33 protein-coding genes are annotated in these 19,999 nt (G+C 67.1%); all 33 read left to right on the top strand.

The features are described 5' to 3' along the window. Window positions 1-32: 32 nt before the first annotated feature. Window positions 33-185, top strand: coding sequence for a hypothetical protein (locus ATK30_RS14350; protein ID WP_101436018.1), 153 nt, complete (start codon window positions 33-35; stop codon window positions 183-185). 642 nt (window positions 186-827) lie between these two features. Continuing rightward, complete coding sequence (rpsL, locus tag ATK30_RS14345; protein ID WP_003102113.1) at window positions 828-1,202, top strand: 30S ribosomal protein S12; 375 nt, start codon at window positions 828-830, stop codon at window positions 1,200-1,202. After that, window positions 1,202-1,672, top strand: coding sequence for a 30S ribosomal protein S7 (rpsG, locus tag ATK30_RS14340; protein WP_009072291.1), 471 nt, complete (start codon window positions 1,202-1,204; stop codon window positions 1,670-1,672). Before rpsL ends, rpsG begins: the two co-directional genes overlap by 1 nt. 63 nt (window positions 1,673-1,735) lie before the next feature. Next, on the top strand, window positions 1,736-3,835 hold the full coding sequence (fusA, locus tag ATK30_RS14335; protein ID WP_101436017.1) for an elongation factor G: 2,100 nt from the start codon (window positions 1,736-1,738) through the stop codon (window positions 3,833-3,835). A gap of 126 nt (window positions 3,836-3,961) precedes the next feature. After that, window positions 3,962-5,155 carry an elongation factor Tu gene (gene tuf / locus ATK30_RS14330; RefSeq protein ID WP_009072295.1) on the top strand — a complete coding sequence of 398 codons (1,194 nt, stop codon included), beginning with the start codon at window positions 3,962-3,964 and terminating at the stop codon, window positions 5,153-5,155. Between the two features lie 402 nt (window positions 5,156-5,557). Beyond that, window positions 5,558-5,863: a 30S ribosomal protein S10 gene (gene rpsJ, locus ATK30_RS14325; protein ID WP_003102098.1), complete on the top strand. Its 306-nt coding sequence runs from the start codon at window positions 5,558-5,560 to the stop codon at window positions 5,861-5,863. A gap of 30 nt (window positions 5,864-5,893) precedes the next feature. Then, window positions 5,894-6,544, top strand: a complete 651-nt coding sequence (gene rplC, locus ATK30_RS14320) for a 50S ribosomal protein L3 (RefSeq protein ID WP_009072300.1) — start codon at window positions 5,894-5,896, stop codon at window positions 6,542-6,544. A 2-nt stretch (window positions 6,545-6,546) separates the two neighbouring features. After that, a complete protein-coding gene (gene rplD / locus ATK30_RS14315; RefSeq protein WP_101436016.1) occupies window positions 6,547-7,236 on the top strand; it encodes a 50S ribosomal protein L4 in 690 nt (229 codons plus the stop codon). Next, the gene (rplW, locus tag ATK30_RS14310; protein ID WP_009072304.1) at window positions 7,233-7,544 is read left to right on the top strand and encodes a 50S ribosomal protein L23; all 312 of its coding nucleotides are present in this window, start codon (window positions 7,233-7,235) and stop codon (window positions 7,542-7,544) included. Before rplD ends, rplW begins: the two co-directional genes overlap by 4 nt. A 15-nt stretch (window positions 7,545-7,559) precedes the next feature. Then, a complete protein-coding gene (rplB, locus tag ATK30_RS14305) occupies window positions 7,560-8,393 on the top strand; it encodes a 50S ribosomal protein L2 (RefSeq protein WP_009072306.1) in 834 nt (277 codons plus the stop codon). 18 nt (window positions 8,394-8,411) lie between these two features. Beyond that, entirely contained in the window at window positions 8,412-8,693 is a 282-nt protein-coding gene (gene rpsS / locus ATK30_RS14300) for a 30S ribosomal protein S19 (RefSeq protein ID WP_003102083.1), read from the top strand. Between the two features lie 28 nt (window positions 8,694-8,721). Beyond that, the gene (gene rplV, locus ATK30_RS14295) at window positions 8,722-9,135 is read left to right on the top strand and encodes a 50S ribosomal protein L22 (RefSeq protein WP_037360236.1); all 414 of its coding nucleotides are present in this window, start codon (window positions 8,722-8,724) and stop codon (window positions 9,133-9,135) included. Then, window positions 9,135-9,977, top strand: coding sequence for a 30S ribosomal protein S3 (gene rpsC, locus ATK30_RS14290; protein ID WP_101436015.1), 843 nt, complete (start codon window positions 9,135-9,137; stop codon window positions 9,975-9,977). Before rplV ends, rpsC begins: the two co-directional genes overlap by 1 nt. 3 nt (window positions 9,978-9,980) lie before the next feature. Continuing rightward, window positions 9,981-10,397 (top strand): 50S ribosomal protein L16, encoded by a 417-nt coding sequence (rplP, locus tag ATK30_RS14285; protein ID WP_009072313.1) that lies wholly within the window; start codon window positions 9,981-9,983, stop codon window positions 10,395-10,397. Continuing rightward, on the top strand, window positions 10,397-10,642 hold the full coding sequence (rpmC, locus tag ATK30_RS14280) for a 50S ribosomal protein L29 (RefSeq protein ID WP_009072314.1): 246 nt from the start codon (window positions 10,397-10,399) through the stop codon (window positions 10,640-10,642). Before rplP ends, rpmC begins: the two co-directional genes overlap by 1 nt. Continuing rightward, a complete protein-coding gene (gene rpsQ, locus ATK30_RS14275; RefSeq protein ID WP_009072315.1) occupies window positions 10,639-10,917 on the top strand; it encodes a 30S ribosomal protein S17 in 279 nt (92 codons plus the stop codon). Before rpmC ends, rpsQ begins: the two co-directional genes overlap by 4 nt. A 99-nt stretch (window positions 10,918-11,016) precedes the next feature. After that, complete coding sequence (rplN, locus tag ATK30_RS14270; protein WP_004558867.1) at window positions 11,017-11,385, top strand: 50S ribosomal protein L14; 369 nt, start codon at window positions 11,017-11,019, stop codon at window positions 11,383-11,385. Then, window positions 11,385-11,699, top strand: coding sequence for a 50S ribosomal protein L24 (gene rplX, locus ATK30_RS14265; RefSeq protein ID WP_009072317.1), 315 nt, complete (start codon window positions 11,385-11,387; stop codon window positions 11,697-11,699). Before rplN ends, rplX begins: the two co-directional genes overlap by 1 nt. Window position 11,700: 1 nt before the next feature. Then, complete coding sequence (gene rplE / locus ATK30_RS14260; RefSeq protein ID WP_101436014.1) at window positions 11,701-12,264, top strand: 50S ribosomal protein L5; 564 nt, start codon at window positions 11,701-11,703, stop codon at window positions 12,262-12,264. A 4-nt stretch (window positions 12,265-12,268) separates the two neighbouring features. Then, window positions 12,269-12,454, top strand: coding sequence for a type Z 30S ribosomal protein S14 (locus ATK30_RS14255; RefSeq protein ID WP_020662790.1), 186 nt, complete (start codon window positions 12,269-12,271; stop codon window positions 12,452-12,454). A gap of 106 nt (window positions 12,455-12,560) precedes the next feature. Further along, on the top strand, window positions 12,561-12,959 hold the full coding sequence (rpsH, locus tag ATK30_RS14250) for a 30S ribosomal protein S8 (protein ID WP_009072322.1): 399 nt from the start codon (window positions 12,561-12,563) through the stop codon (window positions 12,957-12,959). Window positions 12,960-12,975: 16 nt separating this feature from the next. Next, entirely contained in the window at window positions 12,976-13,515 is a 540-nt protein-coding gene (gene rplF, locus ATK30_RS14245) for a 50S ribosomal protein L6 (protein ID WP_101436013.1), read from the top strand. After that, a complete protein-coding gene (gene rplR, locus ATK30_RS14240; RefSeq protein ID WP_101436012.1) occupies window positions 13,515-13,916 on the top strand; it encodes a 50S ribosomal protein L18 in 402 nt (133 codons plus the stop codon). Before rplF ends, rplR begins: the two co-directional genes overlap by 1 nt. Window positions 13,917-13,947: 31 nt before the next feature. Further along, window positions 13,948-14,589, top strand: coding sequence for a 30S ribosomal protein S5 (gene rpsE, locus ATK30_RS14235; RefSeq protein ID WP_009072328.1), 642 nt, complete (start codon window positions 13,948-13,950; stop codon window positions 14,587-14,589). A gap of 1 nt (window position 14,590) precedes the next feature. Next, entirely contained in the window at window positions 14,591-14,776 is a 186-nt protein-coding gene (gene rpmD, locus ATK30_RS14230) for a 50S ribosomal protein L30 (protein ID WP_033291195.1), read from the top strand. Continuing rightward, window positions 14,773-15,219 carry a 50S ribosomal protein L15 gene (gene rplO / locus ATK30_RS14225; RefSeq protein ID WP_037360245.1) on the top strand — a complete coding sequence of 149 codons (447 nt, stop codon included), beginning with the start codon at window positions 14,773-14,775 and terminating at the stop codon, window positions 15,217-15,219. The genes rpmD and rplO overlap by 4 nt, the downstream gene beginning before the upstream one ends. Window positions 15,220-15,939: 720 nt before the next feature. Next, window positions 15,940-17,247 carry a preprotein translocase subunit SecY gene (secY, locus tag ATK30_RS14220; RefSeq protein ID WP_037368504.1) on the top strand — a complete coding sequence of 436 codons (1,308 nt, stop codon included), beginning with the start codon at window positions 15,940-15,942 and terminating at the stop codon, window positions 17,245-17,247. After that, the gene (locus ATK30_RS14215) at window positions 17,244-17,798 is read left to right on the top strand and encodes an adenylate kinase (protein ID WP_101436011.1); all 555 of its coding nucleotides are present in this window, start codon (window positions 17,244-17,246) and stop codon (window positions 17,796-17,798) included. Before secY ends, ATK30_RS14215 begins: the two co-directional genes overlap by 4 nt. A gap of 44 nt (window positions 17,799-17,842) precedes the next feature. Then, entirely contained in the window at window positions 17,843-18,619 is a 777-nt protein-coding gene (gene map, locus ATK30_RS14210; RefSeq protein ID WP_101440823.1) for a type I methionyl aminopeptidase, read from the top strand. 229 nt (window positions 18,620-18,848) lie between these two features. After that, complete coding sequence (infA, locus tag ATK30_RS14205; protein WP_004558881.1) at window positions 18,849-19,070, top strand: translation initiation factor IF-1; 222 nt, start codon at window positions 18,849-18,851, stop codon at window positions 19,068-19,070. Window positions 19,071-19,107: 37 nt separating this feature from the next. Next, on the top strand, window positions 19,108-19,221 hold the full coding sequence (gene rpmJ, locus ATK30_RS14200; RefSeq protein WP_004558882.1) for a 50S ribosomal protein L36: 114 nt from the start codon (window positions 19,108-19,110) through the stop codon (window positions 19,219-19,221). Window positions 19,222-19,419: 198 nt separating this feature from the next. Then, entirely contained in the window at window positions 19,420-19,800 is a 381-nt protein-coding gene (rpsM, locus tag ATK30_RS14195; RefSeq protein ID WP_009072337.1) for a 30S ribosomal protein S13, read from the top strand. Then, window positions 19,797-19,982 (top strand): hypothetical protein, encoded by a 186-nt coding sequence (locus ATK30_RS14190; protein ID WP_037368511.1) that lies wholly within the window; start codon window positions 19,797-19,799, stop codon window positions 19,980-19,982. The genes rpsM and ATK30_RS14190 overlap by 4 nt, the downstream gene beginning before the upstream one ends. The last annotated feature ends 17 nt before the right edge of the window (window positions 19,983-19,999 follow it).

Here is a 19,999-nt window from a genome sequence, read left to right as displayed (position 1 = left end):
GGTCCGGCAGGGGAACCGAACGAGGAGGCGACATGGACGGCAGCGAGAACGTAGACCAGCCGGGGGACAAGAAGACCGGCGGCAGCCATGCCGCGCCGGAGGGGGCTGGAGTGCACCCGCTGATCGATCTGTCGCGCGACCCGAACCCGGGCAAGCCCGACCACGCGAAGCCGGACGAGGACTGACCCGCGGCCGGCCCGGCGGGTGCACGCCGCCGGGCCGGGTCTCGCGGCTCCGCCCCCCGGTGAGGCCCCCCGGTGAGGTGATTGTCACCCCGGGGCGCGGTCCATTGTGGAACAGCCGGCGGCCCTTCTCCTTGCCGCTGAAGAATTTCTCTCGCGTTCTTAACGCCCCCGCGCGTCCCGCCGGAGCTCCCGGCGGCGGACGCCCGGCAGCCGCCCACTCCTTGGTCGCCGTGTCCCGGCAGGCGAACCCGAGTGCGCCCTGACCGCGGGAACCTCCCCGGGAATAGCGTCCCGCCGCGCGGCGTTCTGCATGCCGGGAAGTCCCGCGCGGCGCCGTCTCAAGGCCCCGATCTGGGGTTACGATGACCGGTCGGCGACCGTAGCGACCCCCCGCCCGGACCGCTCCGCGAGTGGACGGGTATCTTTGGAGACCGTGCCCGGCAGGCGTCGGGCCGCTCCGCGTGCCGTTGGGCATGAGCGGGGTGCTTTCGCACCCGGTTCACCAGCCTCGCCGCGCGGGGTTCCGACGGAAAATCCCTCCGGGAAGTTACCGGTCGCGAGACCGTGACGCGGGCCGACACGCCCGACCGCGGGGACCGGTGAAGACACGAAGAAGCAAGATCACGACAGGAAGCTGGTCCATTGCCCACGATCCAGCAGCTGGTCCGCAAGGGCCGCCAGGACAAGGCTGCCAAGCAGAAGACCGCGGCCCTCAAGGGGAGCCCGCAGCGTCGTGGCGTGTGCACCCGCGTGTACACCACGACCCCGAAGAAGCCGAACTCGGCCCTGCGCAAGGTTGCTCGTGTGAAGCTGACCAGCGGCATCGAGGTCACCGCATACATCCCCGGTGAGGGGCACAACCTCCAGGAGCACTCGATGGTGCTCGTGCGCGGCGGTCGTGTGAAGGACCTGCCGGGTGTTCGGTACAAGATCATCCGCGGTTCGCTCGACACCCAGGGTGTGAAGAACCGCAAGCAGGCGCGCAGCCGGTACGGCGCGAAGAAGGAGAAGAGCTAATGCCTCGCAAGGGTCCGGCGCCGAAGCGGCCGCTGATCTCCGACCCCGTCTACGCCTCCCCGCTGGTCACCCAGCTGGTGAACAAGGTGCTGAAGGACGGCAAGCGGTCCCTCGCCGAGCGCATCGTCTACGGCGCGCTGGAAGGCGCTCGCGAGAAGACCGGCACCGACCCGGTCGTCACGCTGAAGCGCGCGCTCGACAACGTGAAGCCCACCATCGAGGTGAAGAGCCGCCGCGTCGGCGGTGCCACCTACCAGGTGCCGATCGAGGTCAAGCCCGGCCGCTCCACCACGCTGGCCCTGCGCTGGCTGGTCTCCTTCTCGCAGCAGCGCCGCGAGAAGACGATGATCGAGCGTCTGCAGAACGAGCTTCTGGACGCGAGCAACGGCCTTGGCGCCAGCGTCAAGCGCCGCGAAGACACGCACAAGATGGCCGAGTCGAACAAGGCCTTCGCGCACTACCGCTGGTGATGACCGCCCGGCTGCCGATAGAAGCCATGCCGGGCCCCACGTTCGAGACAGGGGAACATTCTCGTGGCACGTGAAGTGCTGACCGACCTCAACAAGGTCCGCAACATCGGCATCATGGCGCACATCGACGCCGGTAAGACCACCACCACCGAGCGGATCCTGTTCTACACCGGGATCAACTACAAGCTCGGCGAAGTCCACGACGGCGCCGCCACCATGGACTGGATGGAGGAGGAGCAGAAGCGAGGCATCACCATCACCTCGGCTGCCACCACCACCTTCTGGAACGACTACCAGATCAACCTGATCGACACCCCCGGGCACGTCGACTTCACCGTCGAGGTGGAGCGCAACCTGCGGGTGCTCGACGGCGCGGTCGCGGTCTTCGACGGCAAGGAAGGCGTCGAGCCGCAGTCCGAGCAGGTCTGGCGGCAGGCGGACAAGTACGACGTCCCGCGCATCTGCTTCGTCAACAAGATGGACAAGCTGGGCGCTGACTTCTACTACACCCTGAAGACCATCGAGGACCGTCTCGGCGTCCGGCCGCTGGCCATCCAGCTGCCGATCGGCGCGGAGAACGACTTCGAGGGCGTCATCGACCTGGTCCGGATGAAGGCCCTGGTCTGGCGCGGCGAGGTCAAGAAGGGCGAGGACTACGCCGTCGAGGACATCCCGGCCGAGCTGGCCGACCGCGCGGCCGAGTACCGCGAGAAGCTGATCGAGGCCGTCTCGGAGACCGACGACGCGCTGATGGAGAAGTTCCTCGAGGGCGAAGAGCTGTCGCAGGACGAGATCAAGAACGGCATCCGCCACCTCGTCGTCACCCGCGAGGCGTTCCCGGTCCTGGCCGGCTCCGCGTTCAAGAACAAGGGCGTGCAGCCGATGCTGGACGCGGTCATCGACTACCTGCCGTCCCCGCTGGACGTGCCGCCGGTCGAGGGCCTGCTGCCGGACGGCGAGACCCCGGTCACCCGCCACGCGACGACCGAAGAGCCGTTCTCCGCGCTCGCGTTCAAGATCGCCGCGCACCCGTTCTTCGGCAAGCTGACCTACATCCGGGTCTACTCGGGCAAGGTCGCCGCCGGAGCGCAGGTCGTCAACGCGACCAAGGAGCGCAAGGAACGCATCGGGAAGATCTTCCAGATGCACTCCAACAAGGAGAACCCGGTCGACGAGGCCCTGGCCGGCCACATCTACGCGGTCATCGGCCTGAAGGACACCACGACCGGGGACACCCTGGCGGACCCGCAGAACCCGGTGGTTCTCGAGTCGATGACCTTCCCGGACCCGGTCATCAAGGTGGCCATCGAGCCGAAGACCAAGGCCGACCAGGAGAAGCTCTCCCTGGCGATCCAGAAGCTCGCCGAGGAAGACCCCACGTTCCAGGTCAACCTGGACGAGGAGACCGGTCAGACGATCATCGCCGGCATGGGCGAGCTCCACCTCGAGGTGCTCGTCAACCGGATGAAGTCCGACTACAAGGTCGAGGCGAACATCGGCAAGCCGCAGGTCGCCTACCGCGAGACCATCAAGAAGACCGTGGACAAGCTCGACTACGTCCACAAGAAGCAGACCGGTGGTTCCGGCCAGTTCGCGAAGGTCATCGTGAAGCTGGAGCCGCTCGAGCGCACCGACGGTGCTCTCTACGAGTTCGACAACAAGGTGACCGGTGGCCGCGTGCCGCGGGAGTACATCCCGTCGGTCGACGCGGGCGCCCAGGACGCCATGCAGTACGGCGTGCTGGCCGGCTACCCGCTCGTCGGGTTGAAGTTCACCTTGTTGGATGGCGCGTACCACGAGGTCGACTCTTCCGAGATGGCGTTCAAGATCGCCGGTTCCATGGCGATGAAGGAAGCCGCGAAGAAGGCCGGCCCGGTCATCCTCGAGCCGATGATGGCCGTCGAGGTCACGACTCCCGAGGACTACATGGGTGACGTGATCGGCGACCTCAACTCCCGCCGTGGCCAGATCCAGGCCATGGAGGAGCGCGCCGGTACCCGTGTCGTCAAGGCACTGGTCCCGCTGTCGGAGATGTTCGGCTACGTCGGCGACCTGCGGTCCCGTACCCAGGGCCGGGCGAACTACTCCATGGTGTTCGACTCCTACGCCGAGGTTCCCGCGAACGTCGCGAAGGAAATCATCGCGAAGGCGACGGGGGAGTAATCCCCTCCGCTCGCGGGCTTAAGGAACTCTCCTGACCGTCCGCAGCACGACGAAGAACGAATCGGGGGCCGGCAGCCACGTCGGCCCCCGGGCACAAAGCGAAATCCAGTCCAGGAGGACATTCCAGTGGCGAAGGCGAAGTTCGAGCGGAGCAAGCCGCACGTCAACATCGGCACCATCGGTCACGTCGACCACGGCAAGACCACGCTGACCGCGGCGATCACCAAGGTTCTGCACGACGCGTACCCGGAGCTGAACGAGGCCCGTGCGTTCGACCAGATCGACAACGCGCCGGAAGAGAAGCAGCGCGGTATCACGATCAACATCTCGCACGTCGAGTACCAGACCGAGAAGCGTCACTACGCGCACGTGGACGCCCCCGGTCACGCTGACTACATCAAGAACATGATCACCGGTGCCGCGCAGATGGACGGCGCGATCCTGGTGGTCGCGGCGACCGACGGCCCGATGCCGCAGACCCGCGAGCACGTGCTGCTGGCCCGCCAGGTCGGCGTGCCCTACATCGTGGTGGCGCTGAACAAGGCCGACATGGTCGACGACGAGGAAATCCTCGAGCTCGTCGAGCTGGAGGTCCGCGAGCTGCTGTCCTCGCAGGAGTTCCCGGGCGACGACGCGCCGGTCGTGCGCGTCTCCGGCCTCAAGGCCCTCGAGGGCGACCAGAAGTGGGCCGACGCCGTGCTCGAGCTGATGCACGCCGTCGACGACAACGTGCCGGACCCGGTGCGCGACCTCGAGAAGCCGTTCCTGATGCCGATCGAGGACGTCTTCACCATCACCGGCCGCGGCACCGTCGTGACCGGTCGTGTGGAGCGCGGCCAGGTCAACGTGAACGAAGAGGTCGAGATCGTGGGTATCCGCGAGAAGTCGACCAAGACCACCGTCACCGGTGTCGAGATGTTCCGCAAGCTGCTCGACTCGGGCCAGGCGGGCGACAACGTCGGCCTCCTGCTGCGCGGCATCAAGCGCGAGGACGTCGAGCGCGGCCAGGTCGTCGTGAAGCCGGGCACCACCACCCCGCACACCGAGTTCGAGGGCCGGGTCTACATCCTGTCCAAGGACGAGGGCGGTCGGCACACCCCGTTCTTCAACAACTACCGCCCGCAGTTCTACTTCCGCACCACGGACGTGACCGGCGTCGTGACCCTCCCCGAGGGCACCGAGATGGTCATGCCGGGCGACAACACGGACATCAGCGTCGTGCTGATCCAGCCGGTCGCCATGGACGAGGGTCTGCGCTTCGCCATCCGCGAGGGTGGCCGGACCGTCGGCGCGGGCCAGGTTACCAAGATCATCAAGTGATGTCGGCGCCCTGAATTCGGGTCACTACACCCCCGAGTTCAGGGCGTCAACTCACGTGTGCGACACTATTCAGGTTGCTCGTCCTGGGGCGGCCGAATCCTTATCGGTTTTCAATCGACTGGGTTCCGGCCGCCCTGGCACGAGTGGCCACGGTCCGTGGAGCTCTTCCTTCGGGTGAGGCTAGCGGGCACAGGCCAGTAGGGACGACCGCGTGTCGGCCCGCGGCCTCCTCACGTAGAGGAAGACCAGGCAAGACGACGATCCTTAGGGATCCGTCTGTGCGGCGGGCGCGACACGCCCGACCGCGTGGACCGGGGACAGGGCCGTTGAACTGCTGAAACCCGGGCTCCGGCCCAGGTTGACGAGACAAAGCGGCACGAGACGACAAGGAACGCAGCCACCATGGCGGGACAGAAGATCCGCATCCGGCTCAAGGCCTACGACCACGAGGCGATCGACACCTCGGCGCGCAAGATCGTGGAAACGGTCACGCGCACCGGCGCCCGTGTTGTCGGGCCGGTGCCGCTGCCTACCGAGAAGAACGTTTACTGCGTCATCCGCTCGCCGCACAAGTACAAGGACTCGCGCGAGCACTTCGAGATGCGCACGCACAAGCGTCTGATCGACATCCTCGACCCGACGCCGAAGACGGTGGACGCGCTCATGCGCATCGACCTCCCGGCGAGCGTCGACGTCAACATCCAGTAAGCGTTGGGCGAGCGGCGGAGATAAGAACTCATGTCTGACAGGCAAATGAAGGGCATCCTGGGCACCAAGCTCGGCATGACCCAGGTCTTCGACGAGCAGAACCGGGTCGTCCCGGTCACTGTCGTCAAGGCCGGTCCGAACGTGGTGACCCAGGTCCGGACCACCGACAAAGACGGCTACGCGGCCGTGCAGCTGGCGTTCGGCGCGGTCGACCCGCGCAAGGTGAACAAGCCGCGCACCGGCCACTTCGACAAGGCGGGCGTGACGCCGCGCCGGCACCTCGCCGAGCTGCGCACCACCGACGCCGAGACCTACGAGGTCGGCCAGGAGATCACCGCCGAGGTGTTCGAGGCCGGCACCACGGTCGACGTGACCGGTACCAGCAAGGGCAAGGGCTACGCCGGTGTCATGAAGCGCCACGGCTTCAAGGGCCAGGGCGCGAGCCACGGTGCGCAGGCCGTGCACCGCAAGCCGGGTTCCATCGGCGGCTGCGCCACGCCGGGCCGCGTGTTCAAGGGCCTGCGCATGGCGGGCCGGATGGGTAGCGACCGGGTCACCACGCAGGGCCTGACCGTGCACGCGGTGCGTGCCGAGGACGGCCTGCTGCTGATCAAGGGCGCGGTGCCCGGTCCCAAGGGCGGCCTGCTGTTCGTGCGCAGTGCCGCGAAGGGTGGTAACTGACGATGACGAACGTCGAGCTGAAGACCCCGGCCGGTAAAGCCGACGGCACCGTCGAGCTCCCCGGGGAGATCTTCGACGTGCAGGCCAACGTCGCGCTGATGCACCAGGTCGTGGTGGGCCAGCTGGCCGCCGCGCGCCAGGGCACGCACGACACGAAGACCCGCGGTGAGGTCTCCGGTGGCGGCAAGAAGCCGTACCGGCAGAAGGGCACCGGTCGCGCCCGCCAGGGTTCGACCCGCGCGCCGCAGTTCGCCGGCGGTGGCGTCGTGCACGGCCCCACGCCGCGCGACTACACCCAGCGCACCCCGAAGAAGATGAAGGCCGCCGCCCTGCGTGGCGCCCTCTCCGACCGGGCTCGCGCCGGCCAGCTGCACGTCGTGACGGAACTGGTCACCGGCGAGAAGCCGTCGACCAAGACCGCCAAGGCGGCGATCGCCGCCGCGACCCAGGCCAAGCGCGTTCTCGTGGTCCTGCACCGCGACGAGGAGCTCGCCTGGGTGTCCGCGCGGAACCTGCCGTACGTGCACCTGATCTGGGCTGACCAGCTCAACACCTACGACGTCCTGGTCAACGACGACGTCGTGTTCACCAAGGCCGCCTACGACGCGTTCGTGGCAGGTCCCGTCCGCGGGAAGGCCGTCAAGGCCCTCGCGCGTTCGAGCGAGGTTTCGGAAGGGAGTGACGAGAAGTGAGCTCGGTCGCCATTCCGGACCCCCGCGACATCCTGCTCGCGCCGGTGATCTCCGAGAAGTCCTACGGGCTGCTCGAGGACCACAAGTACACGTTCATCGTCCGTCCGGACGCCAACAAGACCCAGATCAAGATCGCGGTCGAGAAGGTGTTCGGCGTGAAGGTCGTCAGCGTCAACACGGCCAACCGCCAGGGCAAGCGGAAGCGGACTCGTACCGGCTTCGGCAAGCGCAAGGACACCAAGCGCGCCATCGTGACTCTTTCGCCTGAGAGCAAGGCGATTGAGATCTTCGGCGGACCCACCGCGTAAAGGACTGAGCTGAGTATGGGCATCCGCAAGTACAAGCCGACGACCCCGGGTCGTCGCGGTTCGAGCGTCTCGGATTTCGCCGAGATCACCCGGTCCACGCCGGAGAAGTCGCTGCTGCGTCCGCTGAGCAAGACCGGCGGCCGCAACGCTTCGGGCAAGATCACCACCCGGCACAAGGGCGGTGGCCACAAGCGCGCCTACCGCGTGATCGACTTCCGTCGGCACGACAAGGACGGCGTGCCGGCCAAGGTCGCGCACATCGAGTACGACCCCAACCGCACCGCGCGCATCGCGCTGCTGCACTACGCCGACGGCGAGAAGCGCTACATCATCGCGCCGGACAAGCTGAAGCAGGGCGACACGGTTGAGAACGGCCCCCGCGCCGACATCAAGCCGGGCAACAACCTGCCGCTGCGCAACATCCCGGTCGGCACCGTGATCCACGCGATCGAGCTCCGCCCCGGCGGCGGCGCGAAGATGGCCCGGTCCGCCGGCGCCCGCGTGCAGCTCGTCGCCAAGGACGGTCCTTACGCCCAGCTGCGTCTCCCCTCGGGCGAGATCCGCAACGTGGACGTGCGCAACCGCGCGACCGTCGGCGAGGTCGGCAACTCGGAGCACTCGAACATCAACTGGGGCAAGGCGGGCCGCAACCGCTGGCGCGGCAAGCGCCCGACTGTCCGCGGTGTCGTGATGAACCCGGTCGACCACCCGCACGGCGGTGGCGAGGGCAAGACCTCCGGTGGCCGTCACCCGGTGAACCCGAACGGCAAGCCCGAAGGCCGCACTCGCAAGAGCAAGCCGTCCGACAAATTGATCGTCCGCCGCCGGCGTACCGGCAAGAAGCGCTGAGCAGGGAGGTAGAAGCACATGCCACGCAGCCTTAAGAAGGGCCCGTTCGTGGACGACCACCTGCTCAAGAAGGTGGACGCTCTCAACGAATCGGGCAAGAAGACCGTGATCAAGACCTGGTCGCGGCGCTCCACGATCATCCCGGACTTCCTGGGTCACACGATCGCGGTGCACGACGGCCGCAAGCACGTCCCGGTGTTCGTCACCGAGGCGATGGTGGGTCACAAGCTGGGCGAGTTCGCCCCGACGCGGACCTTCAAGGGCCACATCAAGGACGACCGCAAGTCGCGCCGCCGCTGAGCGGGCCAGAGAAAGTTAAGGGAAGCAGATGAACGCCCAGTCAAACGCCACGGCCGCAGCCGAAGAGCTGCCCTCGGCCGTCGCGCGGGCTCGTTTCGTCCGGGACTCGCCGATGAAGGTGCGCCGGGTGATCGAGCTCGTCAAGGGTCGTAGCGTCAGCGAGGCCTTGGCCGTGCTCCGGTTCGCGCCGCAGGCGGCCAGCACGCCGCTCGCGAAGGTCATCGCCAGCGCGGCGGCCAACGCCGAGAACAACCTCCAGCTGGACCCGGAGACGCTCTGGATCAAGTCCGCGACCGCCGACGAGGGCCCGACCCTCAAGCGCATCCGTCCGCGTGCCCAGGGCCGTGCGTACCGGATCCGCAAGCGCACCAGCCACATCACCGTGGTGGTCGAGTCGCGGCCTGCGGAGAAGAAGAGCAACAAGAAGGCAGGTGGCCGGTAGTGGGCCAGAAGATCAACCCGCACGGCTTCCGCCTGGGTATCACGACTGACTGGAAGTCGCGCTGGTACGCCGACAAGCAGTACGCGGAGTACGTGGCCGAGGACGTCAAGATCCGCAAGCTGCTCTCCACCGGCATGGAGCGCGCCGGCATCTCCAAGGTCGAGATCGAGCGCACCCGTGACCGCGTCCGCGTCGACATCCACACCGCCCGGCCGGGCATCGTCATCGGCCGCCGCGGCGCGGAGGCCGACCGGATCCGCGGCGCGCTGGAGAAGCTGACCAAGAAGCAGGTCCAGCTCAACATCCTCGAGGTGAAGAACCCCGAGGCCGACGCGCAGCTAGTCGCCCAGGGTGTCGCGGAGCAGCTGAGCAACCGCGTGGCGTTCCGCCGCGCGATGCGCAAGGCGATCCAGACCTCCATGCGCTCGCCGCAGGTCAAGGGCATCCGCGTGCAGTGCGGCGGTCGTCTCGGCGGTGCCGAGATGTCCCGTTCCGAGCACTACCGCGACGGCCGGGTCCCGCTGCACACGCTGCGCGCCGACATCGACTACGGCTTCTTCGAGGCCAAGACGACGTTCGGCCGCATCGGCGTGAAGGTGTGGATCTACAAGGGTGAGCTGGTCGGCGGCCTGAAGGCCCGCGAGGCGCGCGACGCCGCCGCGGCTGCCGAGCGGGCCCCCCGCCGCGACCGTGGCGACCGGCCGTCCCGTCCGCGCCGTTCCGGCGCGTCGGGCACGACCCCGACCTCGACCGAGGCCGGACGCGCCGCTGCCGCTGCGAAGAGCGACAACGCGACCGAGGCGGCCCCCGCCGCCGAGACCGCAGAAAAGACGGAGGGCTGAGACGTGCTCATCCCGCGCAGGGTCAAGCACCGCAAGCAGCACTCCCCGAAGCGCCACGGCGCCGCCAAGGGCGGTACCAAGGTCAACTTCGGCGAGTACGGCATCCAGGCGCTTGAGCACAGCTACGTGACGAACCGGCAGATCGAGTCCGCTCGTATCGCCATGACCCGTCACATCAAGCGTGGCGGCAAGGTGTGGACGACGATCTACCCGGACCGCCCGCTGACCAAGAAGCCGGCGGAAACCCGCATGGGTTCCGGCAAGGGTTCGCCCGAGTGGTGGATCGCCAACGTGAAGCCGGGTCGCGTGATGTTCGAGATCAGCTTCCCGAACGAGGAGACCGCCCGCGAGGCGCTCCGCCGCGCGATCCACAAGCTGCCCATGAAGTGCCGCATCGTGACCCGGGAAGGTGAGTTCTGATGGCTAACGGAGCCGCACAGGCATCCGAGCTGCGTGAGCTCACCGCCGAAGAGCTCGTGCTGCGTCTGAAGGAATACAAGGAGGAGCTCTTCAACCTCCGCTTCCAGATGGCGACCGGGCAGCTGGACAACAACCGTCGGCTGCGCACCGTCCGCACGGACATCGCGCGGATCTACACGGTCATGCGCGAGCGTGAGCTCGGCCTGTCCGTGGCGCCCGACGCCGAAAGTGAAGGTGCCGCATGAGCGAGGCTGCCACCGAGAAGACCGTCCGGAACTACCGCAAGGTCCGCGAGGGTTACGTCGTCTCGGACAAGATGGACAAGACGATCGTGGTCGAGCTCGAGGACCGCAAGAAGCACCCGCGCTACTCGAAGGTCGTCCGCACCACCTCCAAGGTGAAGGTGCACGACGAGAACAACGAGGCGGGCGTGGGCGACCGGGTCACCCTGATGGAGACCCGGCCGCTGTCGGCGACCAAGCGCTGGCGTCTGGTGCAGGTCGTGGAGAAGGCCAAGTAAGCAGGGCTCTACGGGTTTTCCCGGGAGCTCTTGGTTCCGCAAGGCTCGCGACGGTGTCGATTCACCACGTGAGAACCAGCGCGACATACAGGAGTTGACGTGATCCAGCAGGAGTCGCGGCTTCGGGTTGCCGACAACACCGGGGCAAAGGAAATCCTTTGCATCCGCGTGCTCGGCGGCTCCGGGCGGCGCTACGCCGGCATCGGCGACATCATCGTCGCCACCGTGAAGGACGCCATCCCGGCTGCCGGGGTGAAGAAGGGCGATGTCGTCAAGGCTGTCATCGTCCGCACGGTGAAGGAGCGCCGTCGTCCGGACGGTTCCTACATCCGGTTCGACGAGAACGCCGCCGTGCTCATCAAGAACGACAACGAGCCCCGGGGCACCCGCATCTTCGGCCCGGTGGGCCGCGAGCTGCGCGACCGAAAGTTCATGAAGATCATTTCGCTCGCGCCGGAGGTGCTGTGATGAAGGTGAAGAAGGGCGACACCGTCGTCGTTATCGCCGGCAAGGACAAGGGCGCCAAGGGCAAGGTCATCCAGGCCTACCCGGACCGCGAACGCGTTCTGGTCGAGGGTGTCAACCGGATCAAGAAGCACACCCGGATCACCCAGACCCAGCGCGGGGCGCAGTCCGGCGGCATCGTGACCCAGGAAGCGCCCATCCACGTCTCGAACGTGATGGTCGTGGACTCGGACGGCAAGCCGACCCGGGTGGGCTACCGCATCGGCGAGGACGGCAAGAAGGTCCGGGTCTCGCGCCGGAACGGCAAGGACATCTGACATGACCACCGCAGAGAAGATCGTGCCGCGTCTGAAGACCCGGTACCGCGAAGAGATCAAGGGCGAACTCCAGAAGGAGTTCTCCATCGCCAACGTGCACCAGATTCCCGGCGTCGTGAAGATCGTCGTGAACATGGGTGTCGGGGACGCCGCCCGGGACAGCAAGCTGATCGACGGCGCGGTTCGCGACCTCTCCCTGATCACGGGGCAGAAGCCGGAGATCCGCAAGGCTCGCAAGTCCATCGCGCAGTTCAAGCTGCGCGAGGGCCAGCCGATCGGCGCGCGCGTCACGCTGCGCGGCGACCGGATGTGGGAGTTCCTCGACCGGTTGCTGACCATCGCGCTGCCCCGTATCCGCGACTTCCGCGGCCTTTCGCCCAAGCAGTTCGACGGCAACGGCAACTACACGTTCGGTCTCAACGAGCAGTCGATGTTCCACGAGATCAACCCGGACGACATCGACCGCCCGCGCGGCATGGACGTCACCGTCGTCACGACCGCCACCACCGACGACGAGGGCCGGGCGCTGCTGCGCAAGCTCGGTTTCCCGTTCAAGGAGAACTGAGCCGATGGCCAAGAAAGCGCTAGTCAGCAAGGCTTCGAAGAAGCCGAAGTTCGCGGTGCGCGCCTACACCCGGTGCAACCGGTGCGGGCGTCCGCACTCGGTCTACCGCAAGTTCGGCCTGTGCCGGATCTGCCTCCGGGAGATGGCGCACGCGGGTGAACTGCCCGGTGTCCACAAGTCCAGCTGGTAAGGCTCGAAACTCTATTCCCAGTTCGCCACAGGCCCCGCCGACCCGGCCGGAGACCGCTCCGGCCGGGCGAGGTGGGGAACCAGGCGAGAAAGGTTGACAGGTCACCATGACGATGACCGACCCGATCGCAGACTTCTTGACCCGTCTGCGCAACGCGAACTCGGCGTACCACGACGAGGTCGTGCTTCCGCACTCGAAGATCAAGGCGAACATCGCCGAGATCCTCAAGCGCGAGGGCTACATCGCGAGCTACCGCGACGAGCCGGGCGAGAAGCACAAGAACCTGGTCGTCGAGCTGAAGTACGGCCCCAACCGCGAGCGGAGCATCGCCGGCCTTCGCCGCGTCTCCAAGCCGGGTCTGCGGGTCTACGCAAAATCGACCGAACTGCCGTCCGTTCTCGGCGGGCTCGGCGTCGCGATCATCTCGACGTCCGCCGGCCTGCAGACCGACCGGCAGGCCAAGCGCAACAACGTGGGCGGCGAAGTCCTCGCCTACGTCTGGTAAGGAAGGGGGCACAGACATGTCACGCATCGGAAAGCTGCCGGTCTCCGTCCCCTCCGGGGTCGAGGTGACCATCGACGGCCAGCACGTCAAGGTCAAGGGGCCGAAGGGCACCTTGGAGCACACTGTCGCCGAGCCGATCACCGTCGAGCGCGGCGAGGACGGCGCGCTGCTGGTGAAGCGCCCGGACGACGAGCGCACCAGCCGCGCCCTGCACGGCCTCACCCGCACGCTGGTGAACAACCTCGTGGTGGGCGTGACCGAGGGCTACGAGAAGAAGCTGGAAATCCACGGCGTCGGTTACCGCGTGCAGGCCAAGGGATCGGACCTCGAGTTCGCCCTCGGCTACAGCCACCCGGTCAAGATCGAGGCTCCGGAAGGCATCACCTTCAAGGTGGAGTCGCCGACCCGGTTCTCGGTGTCCGGCATCGACAAGCAGAAGGTCGGCCAGACCGCCGCGGTCATCCGCAAGCTGCGCCGCCCGGACCCGTACAAGGGCAAGGGCCTGCGGTACGAGGGTGAGAAGATCCGCCGCAAGGTCGGAAAGACGGGTAAGTGATGAGCGACACGACTACCACGAAGCGCAAGCCGGTCGGCAAGGACATCTCGACCCGCCGTCGCGTCGCCAAGGCCCGTCGGCACTTCCGCCTCCGCAAGAAGATCAGCGGGACGCCCGCGCGTCCGCGCATGGTCGTCAAGCGGTCCTCGCGGCACATCACCGTGCAGGTGATCGACGACCTCGCCGGTCACACGCTGGCGTCGGCGTCCACCCTCGAGGCGGACCTGCGGTCCTTCGAGGGCGACAAGAAGGCCAAGGCGGCCAAGGTCGGCGAACTGGTCGCTTCGCGCGCCAAGGACGCCGGCATCGAAGCCGTGGTGTTCGACCGTGGCGGCAACGCCTACCACGGCCGCATCGCCGCGCTCGCCGACGCCGCCCGCGAGGCGGGGTTGAAGTTCTGATGCACATGCTCGTGAATGGAAGGAAAGCCTGATGCCGGGACGTACACGGCAATTCGGCGGCGGCCAGGGCGGACCGGGTCAGGGCGGCAACGACCGCGGTGACCGTCGGGACCGCCGCGACCGGCGCGACGGCGGCCGTGGCGGGGCGGCCCAGGACAAGACCCCGCACCTTGAGAAGGTCGTGACGATCAACCGCGTCGCCAAGGTCGTCAAGGGCGGTCGTCGCTTCAGCTTCACCGCCCTGGTGGTCGTCGGCGACGGCGACGGTCAGGTCGGCGTCGGCTACGGCAAGGCCAAGGAAGTTCCCGCGGCCATCGCCAAGGGCGTCGAGGAAGCGAAGAAGAACTTCTTCCGCGTTCCGCGCGTCGCCGGCACCATTCCGCACCCGATCCAGGGTGAGGAAGCCGCCGGGGTCGTGCTGCTCCGTCCCGCGTCCGCTGGTACCGGCGTCATCGCCGGCGGCCCGGTGCGCGCGGTGCTGGAGTGCGCGGGCGTCCACGACGTGCTGTCGAAGTCGCTCGGCTCCGACAACGCCATCAACATCGTGCACGCGACCGTCGCGGCCCTGAAGGGTCTGCAGCGTCCGGAGGAGGTGGCCGCTCGCCGCGGTCTGCCGCTCGAGGACGTCGCCCCGGCCCGGATGCTGCGCCAGCGTGCCGGCCAGGGGGTCTGACATGGCTCAGCTCAAGGTCACTCAGGTCAAGAGCAAGATCGGCACGAAGCACGCTCACCGCGAGTCGCTGCGCACCCTCGGGCTGCGCAAGATCCGCCAGAGCGTCGTGCGTGAGGACACCCCCCAGGTGCGCGGCCTGATCCACACGGTCCGCCACCTGGTGGAGGTCGAGGAGGTCAAGGCATGACCGCCATCAAGATCCACCACCTGCGTCCGGCTCCTGGCGCCAAGCGCGACAAGATCCGCGTCGGCCGTGGTGAGGGTTCGAAGGGCAAGACGGCGGGTCGCGGCACGAAGGGCACCAAGGCCCGGAAGAACGTGCCCGCCGGGTTCGAGGGTGGGCAGATGCCCATCCACATGCGGCTGCCGAAGCTGCGTGGGTTCAAGAACCGGTTCCGCACCGAGTACCAGCCGGTGAACGTGGGCGACATCGCCCGGGTGTTCGCCGACGGCGGCAAGGTCGGTCCGGAGGAGCTGGCTCAGCACGGTCTCGTGCGCAAGGGCAAGCTCGTCAAGGTTCTCGGCAACGGGGACCTGAACGGGGTCAAGCTCGAGCTGACCGCGCACGCGTTCTCCGGTTCCGCCAAGGAGAAGATCGAGGCTGCTGGTGGTTCGGCCACCGTTAGCTGATCGCTTGCGTTGAGGCGGGCCCGTCCGGTTTTCCGGGCGGGCCCGTTTTCGTGTGCGGTCGTTTGCGGCTCGTCGCCTGGCGGCGACATTGCGCCCGGTGGTGGCGTGGGGCACCCCGAAGCTTGATTGTGCTGACGGTTCGGGGGTGCTTGTCAAGGCGGGAAAGATGCCTTGACAAGCACCCCCGAACCGCAGGGAGGCTTCGTATCGGGGTGCGGGGGAGGGGCTGGGTGCCTCGATTTTTGCGTGCACCGGTGCCGGTTGGGGGTCGTGAAGGGCTCCTTGAGGGAATCTAATTCCGTGAAGGAGTCCCTCACGGACGGTCCGAGTGGGGCGGTGGCGGTTCCGCGAAAGGTCCGTGAAGGGCTCCTTGAGAGAATCTAAGTACGTGAAGGGGTCCCTCACGGGCTCGGCTTGGTGCCGTTTTTCCGTGGTGCTGTGGGAAAGCCCGCCTAACGGTGCGGGCCGAACAGGTGATCATCTGTGCTCCGAGCGGCCTCACCTGCGGCTCTTGCCTGCCGGGGCGGCTCGTACTGAGACGTAAAACGCACACGCGCTGCGGGTGCTCCATGCGAAGCTGTTAGAGTCGGCGGCACGCTTCCGGGCCTGTTTGCCCTGAAGCGTTCCTGGCTTGCCAGTGAGTCAGACATCCCGCCGGTCTCGTACCGGCCAAGCCGATCGTCGGTTGGGACGACCGACGACGCCGAGGAGGTCCCCCGCGTGCTCAGCGCATTCCGCTCGGCTCTCGCGACGCCGGATCTACGCAAGAAGATCCTGTTCACGCTAGCCATCGTCGCGGTCTACCGGATCGGTGCAACCATCCCGGCTCCGGGGGTCTCGTTCGCCGCCGTGAAGGCCTGTACCGCACAGGCGGACCAGCAGGGCGTGTACCAGCTGCTCAACCTCTTCAGCGGCGGCGCGCTGCTGCAGCTCTCGCTGTTCGCGACGGGCATCATGCCCTACATCACCGCGAGCATCATCATCCAGCTGCTCACCGTCGTCATCCCGCGGTTCGAGGAGCTGAAGAAGGAAGGCCAGTCCGGCCAGAACAAGCTGACCCAGTACACCCGGTACCTGACGATCGCGCTGGCGATCCTGCAGGCCACCGGCGTGGTCGCGCTGGCTGATCGCGGCACCCTGTTCCAGGGCTGCTCGCAGCCGATCATCCCGGACAACAGCATCTACTCGCTGACGCTGATCGTGGTCACCATGACCGCGGGCACCGCGGTGATGATGTGGCTGGGCGAGCTGATCACCGAGCGCGGCGTCGGCAACGGCATGTCGGTGCTGATCTTCCTGAACATCGCGGCCCGCATCCCGGCCGAGGGCGCCAACATCATCAGCAACGGCGGCGGCATCGCGCTGGTCGTGGTCCTCGCGTTCGGCCTGGTGATCATCGCGAGCGTCATCTTCGTCGAGCAGGGCCAGCGCCGGATCCCGGTGCAGTACGCCAAGCGCATGGTCGGCCGCCGGATGTACGGCGGCACCTCGACCTACCTGCCGATCAAGGTGAACCAGGCCGGTGTCATCCCGGTCATCTTCGCCTCGTCGCTGCTGTACCTGCCGCAGCTGCTCAGCCAGCTGATCGGCGACCCGAACAGCAACGCGGGCTGGCAGTCGTTCATTCAGAACTACCTGGTCAACCAGAGCAGCTGGGTGCACATCCTGCTCTACTTCCTGTTGATCATCTTCTTCACCTACTTCTACATCACGATCACGTTCAACGTGGACGAGCGTGCGGAAGAGATGAAGAAGTTCGGCGGCTTCATCCCGGGCATCCGGCCCGGCCGTCCCACCGCCGAGTACCTCAGCTTCGTGCTGGGCCGGATCACTCTTCCCGGCTCGCTGTACCTGGGCATCATCGCGATCCTCCCGAACTTCTTCCTGTCCCTCACCGGCAGCGGGAACAACCAGAACTTCCCGTTCGGTGGCACGGCTGTGCTGATCATGGTCGGCGTCGGGCTCGACACCGTGAAGCAGATCGAAAGCCAGCTGATGCAGCGCAACTACGAAGGGTTCTTGAAGTGACGCGACTGGTTCTCGTCGGACCGCCCGGCGCGGGCAAAGGCACGCAGGCGGTTGCCCTGTCCGAGCAGCTGCGGATCCCGCACATCTCGACGGGCGACCTCTTCCGGGCGCACGTCGGCCAGGAGACCCCGCTCGGCCAGGAGGCCAAGCGGTACCTGGACTCGGGCGAGCTGGTGCCGGATTCGGTGACCAACGAAATGGTCCGCGAGCGGCTGGCCGAACCGGACGCGAAGGCGGGCTTCCTGCTCGACGGGTTCCCGCGCAACACCAAGCAGGCCGAGGTTCTCGGCGAGATGCTGAGCGAGGCAGACACCAAGCTCGACGCGGTCATCCAGCTCGACGTGGCCGAGGACGTCGTCGTCCGCCGCCTCATGTCGCGCGGCCGCGCGGACGACACCGAGGACGTCATCCGCCGCCGCCAGCAGGTGTACGTGTCGGAGACCGCGCCGCTGCTGGAGTACTACTCCGACATCCTGGTGAAGGTCGACGGCGTCGGCGAGGTGCAGGAGATCTCGGACCGCGTGCTGAAAGCGCTGCGCGACCGCACGTGAATCTCGGAGGGTTGCGTGTTCTGCAAATGCTCCGCCGCGGGCGCATGATCGAGGTCAAGACCCGCGGCGAGCTGGAGGCCATGCGGGCGGCCGGTCTCGTCGTCGCCCGCACCCTGGCCGCCGTGCGCGAACTCGCCCGGGCCGGGGTCACCACGGCCGAGCTCGACGAGCTGGCCGAGCAGACGATCCGCGACGCCGGCGCGGTGCCCTCGTTCAAGGGCTATCACGGATTCCCGGCGTCGATCTGCGCGTCGGTGAACGAGCAGATCGTGCACGGCATCCCGTCGGCCAAGCAGGTGCTCGCCGAGGGCGACCTGATCTCGGTCGACTGCGGCGCGATCCTCGACGGCTGGCACGGCGATTCCGCGGTGACGCTGGAGATCGGCGCGGTCAGCGAGAAAGACCACCAGCTGTCGGCCGCCACCGAACGCGCCATGTGGGCGGGCATCGAGGCCGTCCGCGCGGGCTCCCGGCTCACCGACATCTCCTTCGCCGTGCAGACCGCCGCCCGCCAGGCGGGCGAGGACGACGGCCGCGAGTACGGCGAGATCCTCGAGTACGGCGGCCACGGCATCGGCCGGCAGATGCACATGGAGCCGTTCCTGCCGAACGTCGGCAAACCCGGCAAGGGGCCCCGGCTCAAGCCCGGCATGGCGCTCGCGATCGAGCCCATGCTGACCGGCGGCAGCGGCGAAACCCTCGAACTGGACGACGGCTGGACGGTGGTCACCGTCGACGGTTCGCGTGCCGCGCACTGGGAGCACACCGTCGCCATCACCGAGGACGGTCCCTGGGTGCTCACTCTCCCCGAAGAGTCCTGAGCGGCCACTCACACGGGTCTACTTGCACCCCGGTCGACGGGGTACTGCACGGGTTGCGTACACTGTCAAGTCGGCGCGCTCATGCGCCGGTTCCAGCATGCTCGTGAATTCTTGCGAACTTCATGGACCCGGGGCCGAGTGTGGCCGAGCACCACCCAGTAAGCAAGGACTCGAGCTCAAAACCGATCACGCTGTGCACATCAAGCGTGCATCAGGGATTGCGGAGGACATGGCTAAGAAAGACGGGGCCATCGAGGTCGAAGGCCGCGTGGTCGAGCCGCTCCCCAACGCGATGTTCCGCGTCGAGTTGGAGAACGGCCACAAGGTCCTGGCACACATCAGCGGCAAGATGCGGCAGCACTACATCCGCATCCTGCCGGAGGACAGGGTTGTCGTGGAGCTGTCGCCCTACGACCTCTCCCGTGGTCGCATCGTCTACCGCTACAAGTGATCACGCCAGAGCCGAGCAGAGCAGGAAGCAGGAAGACGTGAAGGTCCAGCCGAGCGTCAAGAAGATCTGCGACAAGTGCAAGGTGATCCGCCGTCACGGCCGGATCATGGTGATCTGCGAGAACCTGCGTCACAAGCAGCGTCAGGGCTGAGAACCGCACTGCAGCAGGCCGCTTGACGGCTAACCCACCCTCCCCGTACCTGCCGGGCCGCGCAAGCGGCCCGGTGCACCCCCGGACTTCAGGCCGGGGCCGGGACACCCGGGGCGCAAGCCACGGGCACGACAGGCGAGTCGGTTCCGGAACCGGACGGGGAGCAGACCTGAAGACGAACTCGATAAAGGAGCACCAGTGGCACGACTCGCTGGCGTGGACCTCCCCCGCGAGAAGCGGTTGGAGATCGCGCTGACTTACATCTACGGGATCGGCCGTACCCGCTCGAAGCAGATGATCGCTGCTGCCGAGCTGAACGCCGACACCCGCGTCAAGGACCTCAGCGACGAGGATCTCGTCAAGCTGAAGGACTACATCGACGAAAACTTCAAGGTCGAGGGTGACCTTCGCCGTGAGGTGAACGCCGACATCCGGCGCAAGATCGAGATCGGGACCTACCAGGGTCTGCGCTGGCGTCGTGGTCTGCCGGTGCGCGGTCAGCGGACCAAGACCAACGCCCGCACCCGCAAGGGCCCGAAGAAGACGGTCGCCGGCAAGAAGAAGGCTGGCAAGAAGTGAGCACCCAGGGCAAGAAGGTCGTTCGCATGGGCGGTTCCGTCCGTCGCTCCACGGCTTGTGTCTCGCCCAAGGCGCTCTACGCCCGCCCGATGGCGCTGCGGAACCTCTACACCGACGCCGGATCCATCATCCGCCGCGGGCAGCAGGAAGCCGTCGCCGCTCACCAGCAGAACGCGCGTTAACAGGAGAACCCTCAGAA

Source organism: Amycolatopsis echigonensis (genome assembly GCF_002846615.1).
GTDB lineage: Bacteria > Actinomycetota > Actinomycetes > Mycobacteriales > Pseudonocardiaceae > Amycolatopsis > Amycolatopsis echigonensis.
The sequence above is the reverse complement of the archived record's forward strand: the minus strand, read 5'-3'. Positions and strand labels throughout refer to the sequence as shown.

Bases quoted from the DNA above. Each gene is read 5' to 3' on its own strand.
- rplR (WP_101436012.1), top strand. From the start codon at position 13,515: ATGAGCGACACGACTACCACGAAGCGCAAGCCGGTCGGCAAGGACATC.
- rplC (WP_009072300.1), top strand. From the start codon at position 5,894: ATGTCTGACAGGCAAATGAAGGGCATCCTGGGCACCAAGCTCGGCATG.
- rplF (WP_101436013.1), top strand. From the start codon at position 12,976: ATGTCACGCATCGGAAAGCTGCCGGTCTCCGTCCCCTCCGGGGTCGAG.
- rpmD (WP_033291195.1), top strand. From the start codon at position 14,591: ATGGCTCAGCTCAAGGTCACTCAGGTCAAGAGCAAGATCGGCACGAAG.
- rpsH (WP_009072322.1), top strand. From the start codon at position 12,561: ATGACGATGACCGACCCGATCGCAGACTTCTTGACCCGTCTGCGCAAC.
- rpsS (WP_003102083.1), top strand. From the start codon at position 8,412: ATGCCACGCAGCCTTAAGAAGGGCCCGTTCGTGGACGACCACCTGCTC.
- rpsE (WP_009072328.1), top strand. From the start codon at position 13,948: ATGCCGGGACGTACACGGCAATTCGGCGGCGGCCAGGGCGGACCGGGT.
- infA (WP_004558881.1), top strand. From the start codon at position 18,849: ATGGCTAAGAAAGACGGGGCCATCGAGGTCGAAGGCCGCGTGGTCGAG.
- rplO (WP_037360245.1), top strand. From the start codon at position 14,773: ATGACCGCCATCAAGATCCACCACCTGCGTCCGGCTCCTGGCGCCAAG.
- rpmC (WP_009072314.1), top strand. From the start codon at position 10,397: ATGGCTAACGGAGCCGCACAGGCATCCGAGCTGCGTGAGCTCACCGCC.
- rpsG (WP_009072291.1), top strand. From the start codon at position 1,202: ATGCCTCGCAAGGGTCCGGCGCCGAAGCGGCCGCTGATCTCCGACCCC.
- map (WP_101440823.1), top strand. From the start codon at position 17,843: ATGATCGAGGTCAAGACCCGCGGCGAGCTGGAGGCCATGCGGGCGGCC.
- ATK30_RS14350 (WP_101436018.1), top strand. From the start codon at position 33: ATGGACGGCAGCGAGAACGTAGACCAGCCGGGGGACAAGAAGACCGGC.
- rpsQ (WP_009072315.1), top strand. From the start codon at position 10,639: ATGAGCGAGGCTGCCACCGAGAAGACCGTCCGGAACTACCGCAAGGTC.
- rplV (WP_037360236.1), top strand. From the start codon at position 8,722: ATGAACGCCCAGTCAAACGCCACGGCCGCAGCCGAAGAGCTGCCCTCG.
- rplD (WP_101436016.1), top strand. From the start codon at position 6,547: ATGACGAACGTCGAGCTGAAGACCCCGGCCGGTAAAGCCGACGGCACC.
- ATK30_RS14255 (WP_020662790.1), top strand. From the start codon at position 12,269: ATGGCCAAGAAAGCGCTAGTCAGCAAGGCTTCGAAGAAGCCGAAGTTC.
- rplE (WP_101436014.1), top strand. From the start codon at position 11,701: ATGACCACCGCAGAGAAGATCGTGCCGCGTCTGAAGACCCGGTACCGC.
- rplX (WP_009072317.1), top strand. From the start codon at position 11,385: ATGAAGGTGAAGAAGGGCGACACCGTCGTCGTTATCGCCGGCAAGGAC.
- rplB (WP_009072306.1), top strand. From the start codon at position 7,560: ATGGGCATCCGCAAGTACAAGCCGACGACCCCGGGTCGTCGCGGTTCG.
- rpsJ (WP_003102098.1), top strand. From the start codon at position 5,558: ATGGCGGGACAGAAGATCCGCATCCGGCTCAAGGCCTACGACCACGAG.